At 73.7% G+C, this 14,480-nt stretch carries 15 protein-coding genes; 6 read left to right on the top strand and 9 right to left on the bottom strand.

Annotation, left to right across the window (positions count from 1 at the left end):
• On the bottom strand, window positions 1-1,452 hold a 1,452-nt coding region (locus tag VR45_RS29235), incomplete at its 3' end, for a GEVED domain-containing protein (protein WP_045942867.1).
• A gap of 262 nt (window positions 1,453-1,714) precedes the next feature.
• On the opposite strand from VR45_RS29235, the gene VR45_RS29240 reads away from it, so the two are divergent.
• Complete coding sequence (locus VR45_RS29240; protein ID WP_045942868.1) at window positions 1,715-2,188, top strand: hypothetical protein; 474 nt, start codon at window positions 1,715-1,717, stop codon at window positions 2,186-2,188.
• A 127-nt stretch (window positions 2,189-2,315) separates the two neighbouring features.
• Window positions 2,316-2,777, top strand: coding sequence for a rhodanese-like domain-containing protein (locus tag VR45_RS29245; protein WP_045942869.1), 462 nt, complete (start codon window positions 2,316-2,318; stop codon window positions 2,775-2,777).
• A gap of 10 nt (window positions 2,778-2,787) precedes the next feature.
• Here VR45_RS29245 and VR45_RS29250 read toward each other — a convergent pair whose 3' ends face one another.
• The 7 genes from VR45_RS29250 to VR45_RS29275 all read right to left on the bottom strand — a co-directional run bounded on the left by VR45_RS29250 (window position 2,788) and on the right by VR45_RS29275 (window position 10,935).
• Complete coding sequence (locus VR45_RS29250; RefSeq protein WP_078896931.1) at window positions 2,788-4,077, bottom strand: MFS transporter; 1,290 nt, start codon at window positions 4,075-4,077, stop codon at window positions 2,788-2,790.
• The gene (locus VR45_RS29255) at window positions 4,070-5,269 is read right to left on the bottom strand and encodes a cytochrome P450 (protein WP_045942870.1); all 1,200 of its coding nucleotides are present in this window, start codon (window positions 5,267-5,269) and stop codon (window positions 4,070-4,072) included. The genes VR45_RS29250 and VR45_RS29255 overlap by 8 nt, the downstream gene beginning before the upstream one ends.
• A gap of 57 nt (window positions 5,270-5,326) precedes the next feature.
• Window positions 5,327-6,001: a DUF5825 family protein gene (locus VR45_RS29260; protein ID WP_045942871.1), complete on the bottom strand. Its 675-nt coding sequence runs from the start codon at window positions 5,999-6,001 to the stop codon at window positions 5,327-5,329.
• On the bottom strand, window positions 5,982-7,919 hold the full coding sequence (locus tag VR45_RS29265; protein WP_078896932.1) for a RiPP maturation radical SAM C-methyltransferase: 1,938 nt from the start codon (window positions 7,917-7,919) through the stop codon (window positions 5,982-5,984). The genes VR45_RS29260 and VR45_RS29265 overlap by 20 nt, the downstream gene beginning before the upstream one ends.
• Window positions 7,920-8,050: 131 nt before the next feature.
• The gene (locus tag VR45_RS48030; protein WP_167349777.1) at window positions 8,051-8,209 is read right to left on the bottom strand and encodes a hypothetical protein; all 159 of its coding nucleotides are present in this window, start codon (window positions 8,207-8,209) and stop codon (window positions 8,051-8,053) included.
• Entirely contained in the window at window positions 8,206-10,041 is a 1,836-nt protein-coding gene (locus tag VR45_RS29270; RefSeq protein WP_052709468.1) for a prolyl oligopeptidase family serine peptidase, read from the bottom strand. The genes VR45_RS48030 and VR45_RS29270 overlap by 4 nt, the downstream gene beginning before the upstream one ends.
• Before the next feature lie 315 nt (window positions 10,042-10,356).
• Window positions 10,357-10,935, bottom strand: coding sequence for a TetR/AcrR family transcriptional regulator (locus VR45_RS29275; protein WP_045942880.1), 579 nt, complete (start codon window positions 10,933-10,935; stop codon window positions 10,357-10,359).
• Window positions 10,936-11,089: 154 nt separating this feature from the next.
• Here VR45_RS29275 and VR45_RS29280 point away from each other — a divergent pair, with 154 nt between their 5' ends.
• Window positions 11,090-11,905, top strand: a complete 816-nt coding sequence (locus VR45_RS29280) for an NAD(P)H-binding protein (RefSeq protein ID WP_045942872.1) — start codon at window positions 11,090-11,092, stop codon at window positions 11,903-11,905.
• Between the two features lie 131 nt (window positions 11,906-12,036).
• On the opposite strand, the gene VR45_RS29285 is transcribed toward VR45_RS29280, so the two are convergent.
• Entirely contained in the window at window positions 12,037-12,597 is a 561-nt protein-coding gene (locus VR45_RS29285; protein ID WP_045942873.1) for a hypothetical protein, read from the bottom strand.
• Window positions 12,598-12,741: 144 nt separating this feature from the next.
• Between VR45_RS29285 and VR45_RS29290 the strand changes: the two genes are divergently transcribed.
• The 3 genes from VR45_RS29290 to VR45_RS29300 all read left to right on the top strand — a co-directional run.
• Window positions 12,742-13,419 carry a TetR/AcrR family transcriptional regulator gene (locus VR45_RS29290; RefSeq protein ID WP_045942874.1) on the top strand — a complete coding sequence of 226 codons (678 nt, stop codon included), beginning with the start codon at window positions 12,742-12,744 and terminating at the stop codon, window positions 13,417-13,419.
• Between the two features lie 149 nt (window positions 13,420-13,568).
• Window positions 13,569-13,763: a DUF1918 domain-containing protein gene (locus VR45_RS29295; protein ID WP_045942875.1), complete on the top strand. Its 195-nt coding sequence runs from the start codon at window positions 13,569-13,571 to the stop codon at window positions 13,761-13,763.
• A gap of 47 nt (window positions 13,764-13,810) precedes the next feature.
• On the top strand, window positions 13,811-14,480 hold a 670-nt coding region (locus tag VR45_RS29300), incomplete at its 3' end, for a DedA family protein (RefSeq protein WP_045942876.1).

A 14,480-nucleotide genomic window follows, 5' to 3' on the forward strand; every position in this document is an offset into this window, starting at 1 on the left:
GGTGACCTGCGGACGCGTACCGGTGCCGGAGAACGAGGTCTCGTTGACCACCGGGTCGGTGACCGGGAAGGTGCCGGTGTTGGTGACCGTGAAGCTGTAGGTGACCTGCTGGCCCGCCTTGGTGACGGTCGCGGGGTCGGCCTTCTTCTCCAGCGTCAGCGCGGGGGCCGGGCCGATGGTCAGCGGCCAGTCCTCCACCTCGCCGGAGTCCGCCATCCCGGTCGGTGCCTCCACCTGCGCCTGGTCGTAGCCGAGCCGGAACCGGCTCCAGGTCGGACCGGCGACCACGCCCGCGGGCACCGTCCAGGTGAACGTCACCGAGGTCTGCCCGGGCGCCACCGTCGCGGTGGCCCGCTCCGCCGTCCCGAAGCTGCCGCTGCCGCCGAAGTCGATCCACGCCGCCGCGTAGGCGGACGCGCCCGAACCCGCGGCCGGGCCGCTCACCGGCACCGTCAGCGAGTACGTCCGGCCCGCCGTCCCCGCGGTCAGCGTCCCGAAGTCCGGGTTGAGGTCCCGGTCGTCGTCCTCCTGACGGCACGCCTGCGTGATCATGGTCGTCTGGACGTCCTCCGACACCTCCTGCCCGAGGGTCAGGTCACCGACCACGTGCGAGGCGTTCCCGTAGGAGGCCGGGGCGTTGGAGCAGTCGTCGCCCACCAGCGCGGACACCGCCCAGTCGTCCTGGCCGTCGCTGTTGTTCGCTCCCATGGCGACGCGCTGGGTGACGAAGTCGACCGCGAAGGTCAGGGACGACACCGTGCCCTGGATCCGGACACTGCCGCAGCCCGCCCGCAGGGTGGTGTCGGCGTCCTGGCAGTTGGCCCGCGCGGTACCGCTGCGGGGCCGGACCGTGCGCCCGGTCACGAACAGGGTGGCGCCGCTGTTGGCCTGGCTCAGCTCGGCCGGCTGGTCCGAACCGGTGAGCGTCAGCTGGGAATAGGTGCCCGTGACGAAGCCCGGGCCGTTGGCACCGGCGCCCAGGCCGGCCATGTTGAGGATCGGGTTGCGCACGGGGTGCTTGAAGCCGACCGTGAGCACGCCCGCCGGGCAGACGGTGTTCGCGGGGCAGTCCTGCAGCGGTCGCGTCCGCACCCGGATCGCGTACGCCTTGGTCGGGTCCACCTGCGGGTCGTAGTGCGAGGCGGCCGGGCTGCCGATCGAGCTCAGCGTCAGGCCCTCCTGGACCTGGATGTTGCCGGTGACGGCCGCGTTCATCGACATCCCCGACGGGAAGGGGATGTCCCGGTGGCCGTTGAAGCCGGTGACACCGGTGCCCGCGCTGCTCGGAGCCTCGTAGGCGATGGCCGGTGCGGCGCCGAGGACGACGGCGAGCGCCGCCAGGACGGCGACCAGGCCCCGCCCCGACAGCCGGGCCGGGACGGCGGGGAGGAACCGGGAGCGGGGTCGCGCCGGGGAATTCGAACGAAGAGGGGGCCTGCCGGGCCGGAACAATGGAGATCAACCACCTGTCGGACGGACGCGCCATGAGGGACAGGTGACGGCCGCCGCCGTCATGTCCCGCGCGGGTTCCGGTCCGGTCACCAGCAGTGACATTCACATGACGCTTATCTGACAGGTCGTAGCAACGCGGGAGAAATCCCCTGAACGGACGCACCCCCCCACTGCACCGCGGTGGGGGGTGTGACCAGCAATGGCTGGGGCATCCGCTCCCCGATCTCCGTATCCTTCGTCCTTCGCCAGGGAGGTGGGTGCTGTGGAGATCACGGTGCAGTGGATCAGAACGTCATGGACCAAGCAGTCCCGGGGAGGCGAGGCCGCTGCGCGGCGGAACGCGGCCCCGGCGGCCTTCGTGCTGCCCGCGGCCGTGGCTTCCTCCGCGCATGTCGTCCGCATGCACGAACGCGATCGATTCGAGCCGCGCGAGACCCGGGAGGAGCTTCGCGGGATCGCCGTCGGCCTCCGGGAGGCCGACGGCCGGCTGCGGGTCCTTCCCCGGGTGGACCCTCTGTTCGGGCTGCCGCCCCGCCCCCGCAGGCCGCCGGCGGTACGTCTCCGCCCGGGCCAGTGGGTGCGTTGGCAGCTGAACTACCGCTTCAGCAGCGCGGCGGGGATGCAGGACTGGTCGTACTGGCTGGACACGTTCAACATCGCCTACGGCCCGGTGGACGCGGACGTGTTCCTGTCGGTGCCGACGGTGTTCGTCGACGAGTGCGGACCGCTGCGGTAGCGCGCCGACCACGAGTCGGGATGGCGGGATCTTGGCGAACGGCGGCGATCGCGACACTCGTGGGTGGGGTGGGGTGTGGGACAGGATCGGTGCACCAGCCCGAACCGCTCGACCTCAGGAGTACTCGATGAGCAGCGCCGTTCTCTCCGTTCCGCCCGCCGAGCCGGCCGTTGCCGAGGCGCACTTCCTCTCCCGGCTCAGCTTCGAGGCCGATGTCTCGGACGTGCGTGCCGACCTCACGGCGGGCGTGCCCGGGCTGGTCGTGGTCGACTCGCGGAGCGAGGTGGCGTGGGCGCAGGGGCACATCCCGGGTGCGCTGCACCTGCCCACCGGCCGGATTCCGGAGCTGGCCGGGCAGCTGGTCGACCGCGGGGCCACCGTCGTCACCTACTGCTGGGGGCCCGGCTGCAACGGTGCGACCCGGGCCGCGCTCGCCTTCGCCCGGCTCGGCTACCGGGTGAAGGAGATGCTCGGCGGCTTCGAGTACTGGGTCCGGGAGGGCTTCGCCTTCGAGACGGCCGACGGCACCGAGCGGCGGCCGATCGACGACCTGACGGCCCCGCGCTCGGGCATCTCCTGCGCCTGCTGAGGGCGGCGGGTCACAGCCCGCGGATCTCGGGGCGGGTCAGGGCGTAGCCGAAGGCGCCGAGCAGGCAGAGGCCGGTGGTCGCGAGGACGCCGCTGCTCCCGAAGGCGTCCACCGCCGCGCCGGCCGCGATCACCGAGAGCGGGAAGACGCCCAGCCCGCAGAAGGTGATGGCGGCCATGACGCGGGCCAGCAGGGCGGGCGGGGTGCTCTTCTGGACGCCGGTGACCACCAGGACGTTGGTCACCGTGCTGGCGCCGCCGGCGACGAGGAGCAGCAGCACCGCGCCGACGAGGCCGGTGAACGGCACCAGGCCGATCGCCGCGCCCATCACCAGGCCGGAGAGCATGGCCGTGCGGCCGCGGGAGCGCACCTCGGTGAGGCCGGCCGCGAACAGGCCGCCGACCAGCGCCCCGCCGGTGAAGGCGGCCAGCAGCAGGCCGAGGCCGACGGCGCCGGCGGCGAAGCCGTCGGTGGCCAGGGTCGGCAGGGCGACCCTGGTGGCGCCGCCGACCGTCAGGTTGGCGATCACCGTCACCGTCAGCACCGCGCGCAGCAGCGGCGACTCCCGCAGCAGGGCACGGAAGTTCCTCGGCACGGAGGCCCGTTCGGAGATCGGTCGGGGTGGTGCGACCGTGCTGCCGCGGCCGATCAGCAGCAGCGTCGCCGCCGACACGGCGAACGTCGCCGCGTCCAGGCCCAGGGCGACGGCCGGGTTCAGCCAGGCGACCAGGGGTCCGGCGGCCGCCGGACCGAGCAGGCCGGCGCCGAAGGTCACCGTGCTGTTGAGCGCGTTGCCGGCGTGCAGGTCCTCGGCGGGCAGCAGGGTCGGGGTGATCGCCCAGGCGGCCGGCAGGAACACCCCCGCCCCGAGGCCGACCAGCAGCGCGAGCGTGCCGATCAGCCAGTAGTTCGCCGATCCTCCGGCGGCGGTCGCGCACAGTCCGGCGGTGGCGAGCAGTCGGCCGAGGTCGGCGGCCATCATCACCCGCCAGGCGCCGAACCGGTCGGCGAACATCCCGCCGAGCGGGGTGGCGGCCAGCCGTCCCGCGCCGTAGGCGGCGACCACCACGCTCAACTGGCGGGCGCCGCCGCCGAGGGCGTGGACCAGCAGCGGCAGGGCGACCACCTGGAACGCGTTGCCGAACTCCGAGGTGCCCTGGCCGATCACCAGCAGCCGGTAGCCGCGCGAGCGCAGCGGTGCGAGGCCGATCCGGGGGCGGAAGCGCAGCAGTCCCGCCGGCTTGGGGCCGCTGTCGGTGCCCGTGCCCGCGCTGCCGCCCGCGCCCGTGCTGCTAGCCATCGAGCGAGACCGGGAGCGACTCCAGACCGCGCAGCATGATCGTGTTGCGCCAGGGCAGGGTCTCCTCCGCGGCGGCCAGCTCGATCCGGGTGAAGCGCTCCAGCAGGCCGGTCAGCGCCACCTCGCTCTCCAGTTTGCCGAGGAAGGAGCCGAGGCACCGGTGCAGGCCCTGCCCGAAGGCCAGGTGGCCCGGGTCGTTCCGGTCCAGGACCAGCCGGTCCGGGTCGGCGAAGCGGGCCGGGTCCCGGTTGGCCGCGCCGAGCGAGAGCAGGACCAGCTCGTCCGCCGGGATCTCCACGTCGTCGACCGTCACCTCGGCGTTGGTGAACCGCATCGTGGCCATGCTCACCGGGGACTCGTAGCGCAGGAACTCGTCGATCGCGACCGGCATCATCCCCGGATCGGCGCGCAGCCGGGCCAGTTCGTCCGGGTGGTGGAGCAGGGCCAGGGTGGCGGTGCCGAGCAGGTTGACGGTGGTCTCGTGGCCGCCGATCAGCAGCAGGAAGACCATCGAGAACACCTCCTGCTCGGTGAGTTCGCCGGCGTCCCGGGCCTGCACCAGGTCGGTGAGGATGTCCGCGCGCGGGGAGGCCTGCCGGGCCGTCATCAACTCCCGGAGGTAGTCGTTGAGTTCACCGGTGGCCTGGTCGAAGGTCATTTCGCCGCCCTGGGTCAGGATCGCCGTCGACCAGGTGCGGAAGGAGTGCATGTCCTCCGGGGGGAAGCCCAGCAGCTCGCAGATGACCATGATCGGCAGCGGGAAGGCGAAGTCCGTCACCAGGTCGGCCGTCCCCCGCCCGCGCAGCCCGTCCAGCAGGCCGCCGGCGATGCGCTCGACCATCGGCCGCATCAGGTCCACCCGCCGACGGGTGAAGACGCCCTGGATCAGACGGCGCAGCCGGGTGTGGTCCGGCGGGTCGCTGTTGAGCATGTGGACGACGTCCGAACCGAGGGTCAGACCGGCGCCCCGTCCGCTGGCGATGGCCTGGCTGCGGCGGACGTCCTGCCCGAACCGCGGGTCCATCAGCGCGGTCCGGACGTCCTCGTACCGCGTCACCAGGTAGACCGGCAGGCCCTCGCCGAACTCCACGACGGAGACCGCGCCGGCCTCGCGGATCCGGGCGAGCGTGGGGTAGGGGTCGCGAATGAACGCGGACATCCGCGCGGCGGCGTCGTCGACCGCGGTGCTCATGCTTCTCTCCTCGGACGGGGTCGGACGGGTCGGGCGTGGTCAGGCAGGTCGGACGGGTCAGACGGTCAGCGACGGGAAGGGCCAGCGGCGCACCCGCATGGGCAGGAACCAGGCCCGCCCGGCCTGTTCGGCGATCAGGCCGGCCTCGGCGAAGTCCCGGTGGACGGCCTCCGGCAGCAGGCCGACCTCGACACCCTCGGCCAGCGCGTCCAGTTGGGCCAGATGGCCGGGCTCGTCGACGGTGAACAGCTCCAGCGTCCCGAAGCGGCGGTCGCGCACCTCGACGAAGCCGGGACCGCGCCGGTAGACGCACTTGCTCGGGAAGTAGCTCGCGCGCCAGTCGGCGGCGACCTCGGCCGCCGCGCCGGTCAACTCCTCGGGCGGGTAGAGGTGGTGGAACCGCCGCTGCTCCGCGCAGCCGTCCGTGCAGACCGCGTGCCAGAGCACGGCCAGCCCCTGTCCGGTCGCCTCGCGCAGCAGCATCAGGGCCCGCGCCGAGGCCGCCGGCGCGTCCGCGCACAGCCGCACCGGCTCGGTCAGCCGCAGGCAGCGGACGCCGGACCGGTGCAGCTCGGTGATCTCCGCCCCCGCCGGTCCGGCCAGGGTCCGGCGGCCGAGCCCGATGCCCGGCAACTCCCGTACGGCGGGGTCGTAGTCGAGCCAGAGCTCGGCCTCGGGGCCGGCCGTGTGCCAGGCCCCGGCGTCGGTCCGCTCAGCCGATCGGGACGGCATCCAGCACCTCCTCGGTCTCGGTCCCGGTCTCGGTGCGCGGACCGCGGGGAAGGACGGCCGCGGGGCCGTGCCGGTGCCGCATCCGCATCAGCACCTGGTTGTCGGACTCGACGGCGACCTGGAGGTAGCTGTCCCCGTCGTGGAACAGCAGGCCCAGCGCGCCGAACCGCTCCAGCACCGGTTCGACCGCCGCCGTGCCGCCGGGGAGCTTCGCGGCCAGCGCAGCGGGCGAACGGGGCTGCCCCAGCAGCCGGAAGGCGGCGATCTCCACCGGGTCGGTCAGCTCGACCACCCGCCAGTCGTAGCCGGGCCGGGTGTTGACGAGCACGATCCGCCCGCCCGCCTCCCGGTAGGTGAGCCGGCTGTCCGGGAACCGGGCGAGCCAGGTGTCCACCGCCGCGCCCAGCCGCTCCGCGACCTCGCCGCCGATCCCCCGCGGCGGCGCGGTGAACACATAGGCCAGTTCGGCGAGTTCGCTCTCCGGCAGCCGGTAGGTCGCGCGGTACTGGAAGGCCGGCCTGGTGATCGCGAAGCCCAGTTCGGGGCGGTCGAAGTACGGGCTGAACCGCTCGATCGCGATCCGCCCCGCCCCGGTCGGCGGGTCCAGGTGGTGCAGTACCGGCAGTTGGCGGATCACCGACTCGTAGTCGTCCGGCTGCTCGCCCGGGAAGCCGTAGAGGTAGTTCCAGGTCACCGAGACGCCCGCGCTCTGCGCGTCCCTCAGCGCGCGGACGTTCTGGCAGCCCGTCACCCCCTTGTCCATGATCTTCAGGACCCGGGTGCTCAGGTTCTCGATGCCGGGCTGCACCTGGGCCGCGCCGGAGTCGCCGAGGAGCTGGAACTGGTGGCGGCGCAGATTGGCCTTGATCTCGAAGTGCAGCCGCAGGTCGACGGGGAGTTCGGCCAGCGACTTCAGCACGGTGTCGAAGTAGCCCATGTCCAGGATGTTGTCGACCACGTAGACGTCCAGCAGCTGGTGGCGCTCGGCGAGGGTGAGCACCTCGGCGAGGAAGTCCGCCGGCGGCTTGGAGCGGAACTCCATCGAGGAGCCGTTGAGACCGCAGAAGGTGCAGTGGTGCTTCTCCCCCCACCAGCAGCCCCGCGAGCCTTCGAGGACGAGCTTGGGGTCGACCCAGCCGGCCGCGACGGAGGCGTCCAGCCGCTCGTAGAAACCGTCGTAGCGGGGCGTCAGGATCGCCGCGGGCGGCAGCGGGCGCCGCGACATCTCGTTGACCGTCGACTTGCCGGCCTCGTCCCGCCAGCACAGCCCGGGGACGTCCGCGAGGTCGCCGCCCGCCAGCAGCGCGGGGAAGGCCGCCTCGCCCTCGCCGCGCACCACGTAGTCCAGGAAGGGGAAGTTGCGGTGCAGCGCGGCGCCCTGCGGGCCGTCGCAGTTCGCGCCGCCGAACACCGTGCGCACCTGCGGGCAGCGCTGCTTGAGCAGCCGGGCGGCGGCGAGGCTCGCCGTGTTCTGCTGGAAGGTGGTGGTGAAGCCGACCAGGTCCGGCGGGTCGGCGGCGAGTTCCTCGACCAGTCGCGCGACGAACGCGGGGGCGATCGCGCGGGTGGCCCGGGTGAGGGCCATCTCCTGCTCGCTCGCGCCGTTGGTGGCCAGGTACTCGAAGTACCGCTCGGAGTCGGCGGATTCGGCGAAGCCCGGGGCGGGCTCGTCGTCGCCGTACAGCGCGCCGGCGAACGCCCAGTCGCCCGCGCCCTGGAAGTAGGACTTCTCGGAGAAGTACTCGTAGTCGTCCACCCCGAACCCGGTGGTCTCGGCCGCCCAGTCCACGAAGTCCAGGTTGGCGTACCGCACTTCGACCTCGTGGCCGGCGCGGGCGGCGGCGGTGTGCAGGATCCCGAGCGCCAGCGACGGCACGTCGATCGCACCCCAGGGCATGTGCAGCAGGACGATACGCATAATGGCCACTTCTGTCGTGCGCGGGCGATGGACTCGGGCGGTGGGCTCGGGCGATGGCAAATGGGCTGTGGGCCGGGGTGGTGCGCGGGGTGTCGCTCCGGAGCGCCGAGGCGCCCCGGAGCGACCGGGAATCACTTCTTGGACTCCGGCTTCGGCTTCGGCTGCCCCTTGAGGGCAGGCGCGACCGGTGCGGCCTTGGTGATGTCGAGCGCGAAGTTCTGGACGATCACCGCGCCCCGGTCACGCTCCGGGGTACCGATCGGGTCGTTCTGGATGCTGCGACGCTTCATGGCTGTTCACCTCCTTCCAACGGCTGGGCGGTTCCCCCGGGGCGGTCGCCCCGAGGTGGTCGGTGGGGTGGTGCCGGCCAGACCTGTCCGGCGAACCGGACCATCGCGGCCAGCACCGACCGGTGGTCGGCGGTCCGGCGGCTGTAGTGGCCGCCGTCCACCCGGAGCAGTTCGTGCGGCACCGCCAGCCGGCGCAGGTCCGCGGCGTACCGGGCCACCTGCTCGGGCGGGCACCGCTCGTCGTCCCGCGAGACGACCAGCAGCACCGGCGAGCGGACCCGGTGCACGTACGACCGCGGGTCGGCCGCGCGGTAGCGCTCGGGCACCTCCTCGGGGCTGCCGCCGAAGAGCTGCCGGTCGAGCTCGCGCAGGGCCGGGGTGGTGCCGCGGTAGGTGGCGGGGTAGTCCGCGATCGGCTGGGCGGCCATGCCGAGCGACCACAGGTCCGGCTGGACGCCCAGCGCCAGCAGGGTCAGATAGCCGCCCCAGGAGAACCCGCAGAGGCCGGTGCGCTCCGCGAGCGCCGTGCCGTCGGCGACCAGCTCGGCCCGGACGGCGGCGAGGTCCTCGATCTGGGCCAGCCCGACCCGGTGGCCGTACTCGTGCTGCCAGCGGGCGCCGTAGCCGGTGGAGCCGCGGTAGTTGGTGCGCACCACCGCGTAGCCGTGGCCGACCAGGATGTTCACCCGGGGGTCGTAGGAGTCCCGGTCGTGGGTGGCGGGGCCGCCGTGCACCAGGAACAGCGTCGGCCACGGGCCCCGGCCGGGCGGGGTGCTGACGAAGCTGTGGATCCGCCCGTACGGGCGGGGTGTCCAGCGGCGGCCGCGGGAGGTGCCGTCCAGGTCCAGGCCGGGGTGGTCCGGATCGGGGCCGGGTCGGACCGCCGCCCCCGGCCCCGCCTCTGCCCCCGCCTCCGGGCGCAGCACCAGCGGGCGGGGCGGGGTGGACTCCCGGCTCCAGACGCAGTGCAGGGTGCCGTCCGGGGCGCAGGACAGGTCGTGGATGGTGCCGCCGGGTGTGCCGAGCTCCCGGACCACGGGTGCCGGGTCGAGGTCGGCGAGGAGCAGTCGGCTCCGCCCGGCCCGCTCGTGCTGGATCAGCACCCCGCGCGGCCCCCGGTACCAGCCGGCCGATATCTGGGCGTCGAAGGACAGGCCCGGGTAGCGGCGCAGCCCGGTGTCCGCCCGCCAGGTCGCGACGGTGTACCGATCGTCCTCCTCGACCACCAGCAGCAGTTCGGGATCGAGGACCGCGAGCGGGTTGAACTCGATCGGCCAGAGCCGCAGTCCGCCGCCCCCGGCCGCGCGGACGGCCGGGCCGCCGTCCGTCCGCCACAGCACCACCGCGTCGTCCCCGTCGGGCCGCCCGCCGAGGGCGAGCAGCCGGCCGTCCGGCGACAGGTCGGCCAGGCTCAGGTACCCCGGCGCGGAACCGATCAGCCGCGCCTCGCCCGCGGGCGGTCCGACGTAGCAGTGCGAGGCCCCGTCGACGCCGACGGCCACCGCCGCGAGCGCGCCCGTCCGGTCGAAGGCGACGCCGTACGGGCGCCCGGGCGGCACCCCGTGCAGCGCCTCGCCGTCCGGCCCGCCGGCGAACGGCTCCCGCCGCCACCGGCCCTGCTCGTCGCTGTCGGCGTCGAACCACCAGATGGCCTCGCCGTCCGGCTCGATCTCGCTCAGGTGGACGCCCCCGGGCCGGTCGGTGACCACTCGGCGCCGGTCCGTCCCGAAGTCCCAGGCCACCGCCTGCCAGCGCTCCTCGACGAGCCGCGTCTCGACCGCACGGCCCGCCGCGAGGGCGGCGAAGCCCGGGGACTGGAACGCCTGTGTCACGGACCCGCCCTTCCGGCTCGATGGTGGGAACAGGCTGCGCCGAACGTTCGAGGAAGCAGTGAACTGCCGTGCCGGAAAGGTCACTTGCGGAGGAGCGCGGTCCACTCTAGGGGGGTGCTGCGGCCTCGAACAGACCTCTCGCACGGTTGGCCGAAAGAAATTGAAATGGACACCGCCATACGGGAGAGATGTCCTAGAAGTCCCAGCCGTCCGCCTCCGCCGCCACCGCGGCCGCCGGTGCACCGGCGGCCAGGAAGTCCGGCGGTCCGCTCCCGTCCCCACCCCTGCCATTGGCAGGTTCCGGACACCGACGGGTCAGCCCAGCGAGTCGATCCAGCGCTCCAGCCGGTCCCCCTCGGCCAGCATCAGCCCGGGCTCGCGGAGGGTGTTGGTGAGCAGCGAGATCCCCTGGTAGGCGGCGACCAGTGCCACGGCCAGCTCGCGGGAGTCCTCGCGCCCCATCTCCGCGAACTGCGCCTCGGCCCAGCCGAGGAGCCTGCGCATGACCTCCGCGATGGACGCGTCGAGACCGTCGGCGCGCTTGTCCAGCTCCGAGGCGAGGCTGCCGGTGGGGCAGCCGTACCGGGCGGTGAGTTCGCGCTGCCCGACCCAGCCGGCCAGCAGCGCCTTCAGCCGCTCCTGCGGGGCGGGGAGCGCGTCGAGCTGCCCGATCAGCTCCTCCAGCCCACTCCCGTGGGCCTGGATCGCGGCCTCGACCAGCTCGTTCTTGGTCTTGAAGTAGTAGTAGACGTTCCCGACCGGGACGTCCGCCGCTTGGGCGATGTCGGCGAGCGTGGTCTGCTCCACGCCCTTCTCGTGCAGGACCCGCGCCGCCGCCGCGGCCAGCCGCTCGCGCTTGCCCGGGGCGCGGCCGGTGCTCTTCGAGGCTTTCACGGTCTTCGGGGTCTTCACGGTCTTCGAGGTCTTTGAGTCAGTCACCTGACTAAGAGTAGACGTCCGGCCCGGCATCGGCTACCGTCGTTCTCAGTCAGCCAACTGACTAACTCAATCGGAGCGGCCAACTGCCGCCCCTCACAGGGGGTTTACCATGATTGTTGTCACGGGTGCGACCGGGAACGTCGGCCGCGAGCTGGTCCGGACCCTGGTCGATGCCGGCGAGCAGGTGACCGCCGTCTCCCGTCGGCCGGGGCCGCTCCCGACCGGCGTCCGGCACGTACCGGCGGACCTCGCCGACCCGGAGAGCCTGCGCCCCGCCCTCGACGGTGCCACCGCCCTGTTCCTGCTGGTGGCCGGCGAGGAACCGCAGGAGATCCTCCGGCTGGCCCGGTCGGCCGGGGTGCGCCGGGTCGTCCTGCTCTCCTCCCAGGGCGTCGGGACGCGGCCCGAGGTCTACCGCCACGCCGCCGGGTTCGAGGAGGCCGTGCGCGAGTCCGGCCTCGACTGGACGGTGCTGCGCTCCGGCGGCCTGAACTCGAACGCTTTCGCCTGGGCCGACTCGATCCGCGCCGACCGCACGGCCGCCGCGCCGTTCGGCGAGGTCGGACTGCCCACCGTCGACCCGGCCGACGTCGCCGCGGTCGCCGCCGCCACCCTGCGCGAGGACGGCCACACCGGCCGGACGTACGAGCTCACCGGCCCGGCCGCGGTCACCCCGCGCGAACGGGCCGAGGCGATCGGCGCGGCACTGGGCACCCCGGTGCGGTTCGTCGAGCAGACCCGCGACGAGGCCCGCGCCCAGCTGCTGGCGTTCATGCCGGAGCCGGTGGTGGAGGGCACCCTCGCCATCCTCGGCCGGCCGCTGCCCGCCGAGCGGACGCCGGGCCCGGACGTCGAGCGGGTCCTCGGCCGCGCACCGCGCACCTTCGCCGACTGGGCCGCCCGCACCGCCCCGGCGTTCCGCTGAGAACCGCCGGGCGGATCGGCCTGATGGACCTGATGGACCGTCAAGAATCTTTGGCCTCTTGCCGGTCCGCGCCAGTACCGATGCCCCCGGGAACGCGGCCACCGCGCTCCCGGGGGCCGGGCCCCGCCGGATCAGCCGAGGGTGACGCCGCGCTCGGCGGCCAGCTCCTCCAGGCCGTACCGGGCGACGTGCTCCGGGTTGGCCAGGTCGACGGTGCGGACGCCCTCCGCGGCCAGCCGCTCGTTGATCTCGTCCAAGTGCTCCCGGACGACCTGCTTCTCGGCGTCGGTGGTGCGACCCTTGTGCGGACGGCCGGCGTGCTCCGGGCTCGCGTAGTTGACCCGCTCCCGACCCGCCCCGGCGGCCGCGGCCTGCACCGGCACCGTCCGGGCGGCGACCCGCTCGGCGCCGCGCAGCACCTCGGCCATCGGCGTCACCGTGGCCAGCCGGTCGAAGGCCTCGGCGGTCATCACGACCGTCTCCGGCTCCTCCGCGTCCGGGCGGTGCAGCTCGATCGTCACCAGGTCGAGCGCCAGCCCCCGCATCTCGGCCAGCTCCCCGGCGAGCGCCTCGATCGCGACCGGTCCGTCCGCGAGCTCCGGGTGGGCGCGGACCACGACCCGCACCAGCTGGTCCTCGTCCTCCGCGTGCCGGCCGGTCAGGTCCGAGAACCGGATGATCTTCTGCCCCATGGTTTCCTCTCCTGCCCCTCATGATCAGCGCAGAGAGCCTACGGCCTGTCCCGCGCGGATCGGCCCGGGGATCGGCCCTCGGATCAACCCTGGGATCGGCCCGGGGATTGGCCCGCCGAACGGCAGATGCGGCACAGTGGCCACATGAGCGCGGACACGAGGAGTCACCGGACGGCGGGGTGGACGGGCCCCGGGCGGCGACGGCCGGTGCAGCAGCGCAGCCAGGAACGCTACGGAAGGATCCTGGACGCGTGCGCCGCGCTGCTCGACGAGGCCGGGGCCGCCGCGCTCACCACCAAGGAGGTGGCCCAGCGCGCCCAGGTGCCGATCGGCACCCTGTACCAGTTCTTCGCGGGCAAGGAGGACCTGCTCGCCGCACTGGCCGGCCACAACCTCGACCGCTATCTGCACCGGCTCGACGACCGGCTGCGCGCCGAGGCCCCCAGCGGGCCGGCCGGGTTCACCGATCTCGCGGTGGACGAGTTCGTCGCGATGAAGCGGACCGTCCCCGGCTTCGGCCAGGTGGACTTCGGGCTCTCCGGGCCTGCCGCGCCGAGCGGCGTCCACGACGACCAGCACCTGCTGGACGCCGAGGTGGACAACAACACGGCCGTCGCACTGCGGCTCCAGGCCCTCGGCGGCGACCTGTTCGGCACGACCGACCCCGCCGCGCTGACCCTCGGCCTGCGGGTGGCGCTGGAAGCGGCCGACGCGGTGCTCAAGCTCGCCTTCCGCGGCGACCGGGACGGCGACCCGGCGATGATCGCGGAGTGCAAGCGGCTGGTCCGGTGCTACCTGGCCGATCTCCTCGGGCCGCGCTGAGCCCCCTCCGCCGCGGCGCCCGGACGCGCCGTCGCGGGCGGTGCGCGCCGTTGCGGGCCGTGCGCGCCCGCAGCAGAGTGGAGAGAGCGGACGGGGACCCGGGCGGCACGTCGGCCGCCGATGTCCGCACACACCCGAGGAGCACGACCATGCACGCAGCGGTAGGTGACCAGCTCCACATCCACAGCCGGGCGGTGGGCATGATCGACCAGAAGGGCGAGATCGTCGAGGTGCGCGGCCCGGACGGCTCGCCGCCGTACATGGTCCGCTTCGAGGACGGCCACACGGGCCTGGTCTACCCGGGCCCGGACTGCAACGTCGAACCCCGCGAGGCGACCCGCTGACGCCACCGCCCACCGCCCCGCGCCCGTCCGGCCCGGGGCGGTGAGCCGTGTCCCTCCCACCCTGGACGGCGCGGTTCCTCGCCGAGACCGCACCCGAGCTGCCGGGGCCGCTCGCCGCGCTCGCGCCGCTGCTGCAGCAGTACGGCTACGCGCTGGTGGCGCTGTTCGTGCTGCTCGACAACTGCGCCGTCCCCGCGCCGGGCCAGACCGTGCTGGTGCTGGCCGCCGTCTACGCGGGCACCGGACACCTGAACCTCGCCGCCGTGGTGGCGATCGCCTTCACGGCGGCGGTGCTCGGCAACACCCTCGGCCATCTGATCGGCGCCACCGGCGGCCGGGCCTTCGTCCACCGCTGGGGCCCGTACGTGCTGCTCACCCCGGAGCGGGCGGCCCGCGCGGAGGTGTTCTTCGCCCGGCACGGCGGCAAGGTGGTGACGGTGGCCCGGTTCGTCGACGGCCTGCGGCAGACCAGCGGCCTCATCGCCGGGACGACCGGCATGCCCTGGCCCCGCTTCCAGGTCTTCAACGTGCTCGGCGCGGCGCTCTGGGTCGGGGTGTGGGCAGCCTTCGGTTATGTCGCGGGTGCCAACATCGGCGCGGTCTGGCGGACCGCCCTGCGCTACCAGCTCTGGCTGCTGATCGCGCTCGGCGTCCTGGTCGCCGCCCTCGCCGTCCGGCAGCTGCTGCGCCGTCGTCGACGGCGGGAGCCGGAGCGGG

The sequence above is a fragment of the Streptomyces sp. NRRL S-495 genome, from assembly GCF_000966955.1.
In the GTDB taxonomy this organism is placed as follows: domain Bacteria; phylum Actinomycetota; class Actinomycetes; order Streptomycetales; family Streptomycetaceae; genus Kitasatospora; species Kitasatospora purpeofusca.

What these genes read in the sequence shown, in the direction of transcription:
- VR45_RS29245 (WP_045942869.1), top strand. Translation starts at nt 2,316, where the DNA reads ATGAGCAGCGCCGTTCTCTCCGTTCCGCCCGCCGAGCCGGCCGTTGCC.
- VR45_RS29250 (WP_078896931.1), bottom strand. Translation starts at nt 4,077, where the DNA reads ATGGCTAGCAGCACGGGCGCGGGCGGCAGCGCGGGCACGGGCACCGAC.
- VR45_RS29255 (WP_045942870.1), bottom strand. Translation starts at nt 5,269, where the DNA reads ATGAGCACCGCGGTCGACGACGCCGCCGCGCGGATGTCCGCGTTCATT.
- VR45_RS29260 (WP_045942871.1), bottom strand. Translation starts at nt 6,001, where the DNA reads ATGCCGTCCCGATCGGCTGAGCGGACCGACGCCGGGGCCTGGCACACG.
- VR45_RS29265 (WP_078896932.1), bottom strand. Translation starts at nt 7,919, where the DNA reads ATGCGTATCGTCCTGCTGCACATGCCCTGGGGTGCGATCGACGTGCCG.
- VR45_RS48030 (WP_167349777.1), bottom strand. Translation starts at nt 8,209, where the DNA reads ATGAAGCGTCGCAGCATCCAGAACGACCCGATCGGTACCCCGGAGCGT.
- VR45_RS29280 (WP_045942872.1), top strand. Translation starts at nt 11,090, where the DNA reads ATGATTGTTGTCACGGGTGCGACCGGGAACGTCGGCCGCGAGCTGGTC.
- VR45_RS29285 (WP_045942873.1), bottom strand. Translation starts at nt 12,597, where the DNA reads ATGGGGCAGAAGATCATCCGGTTCTCGGACCTGACCGGCCGGCACGCG.
- VR45_RS29290 (WP_045942874.1), top strand. Translation starts at nt 12,742, where the DNA reads ATGAGCGCGGACACGAGGAGTCACCGGACGGCGGGGTGGACGGGCCCC.
- VR45_RS29295 (WP_045942875.1), top strand. Translation starts at nt 13,569, where the DNA reads ATGCACGCAGCGGTAGGTGACCAGCTCCACATCCACAGCCGGGCGGTG.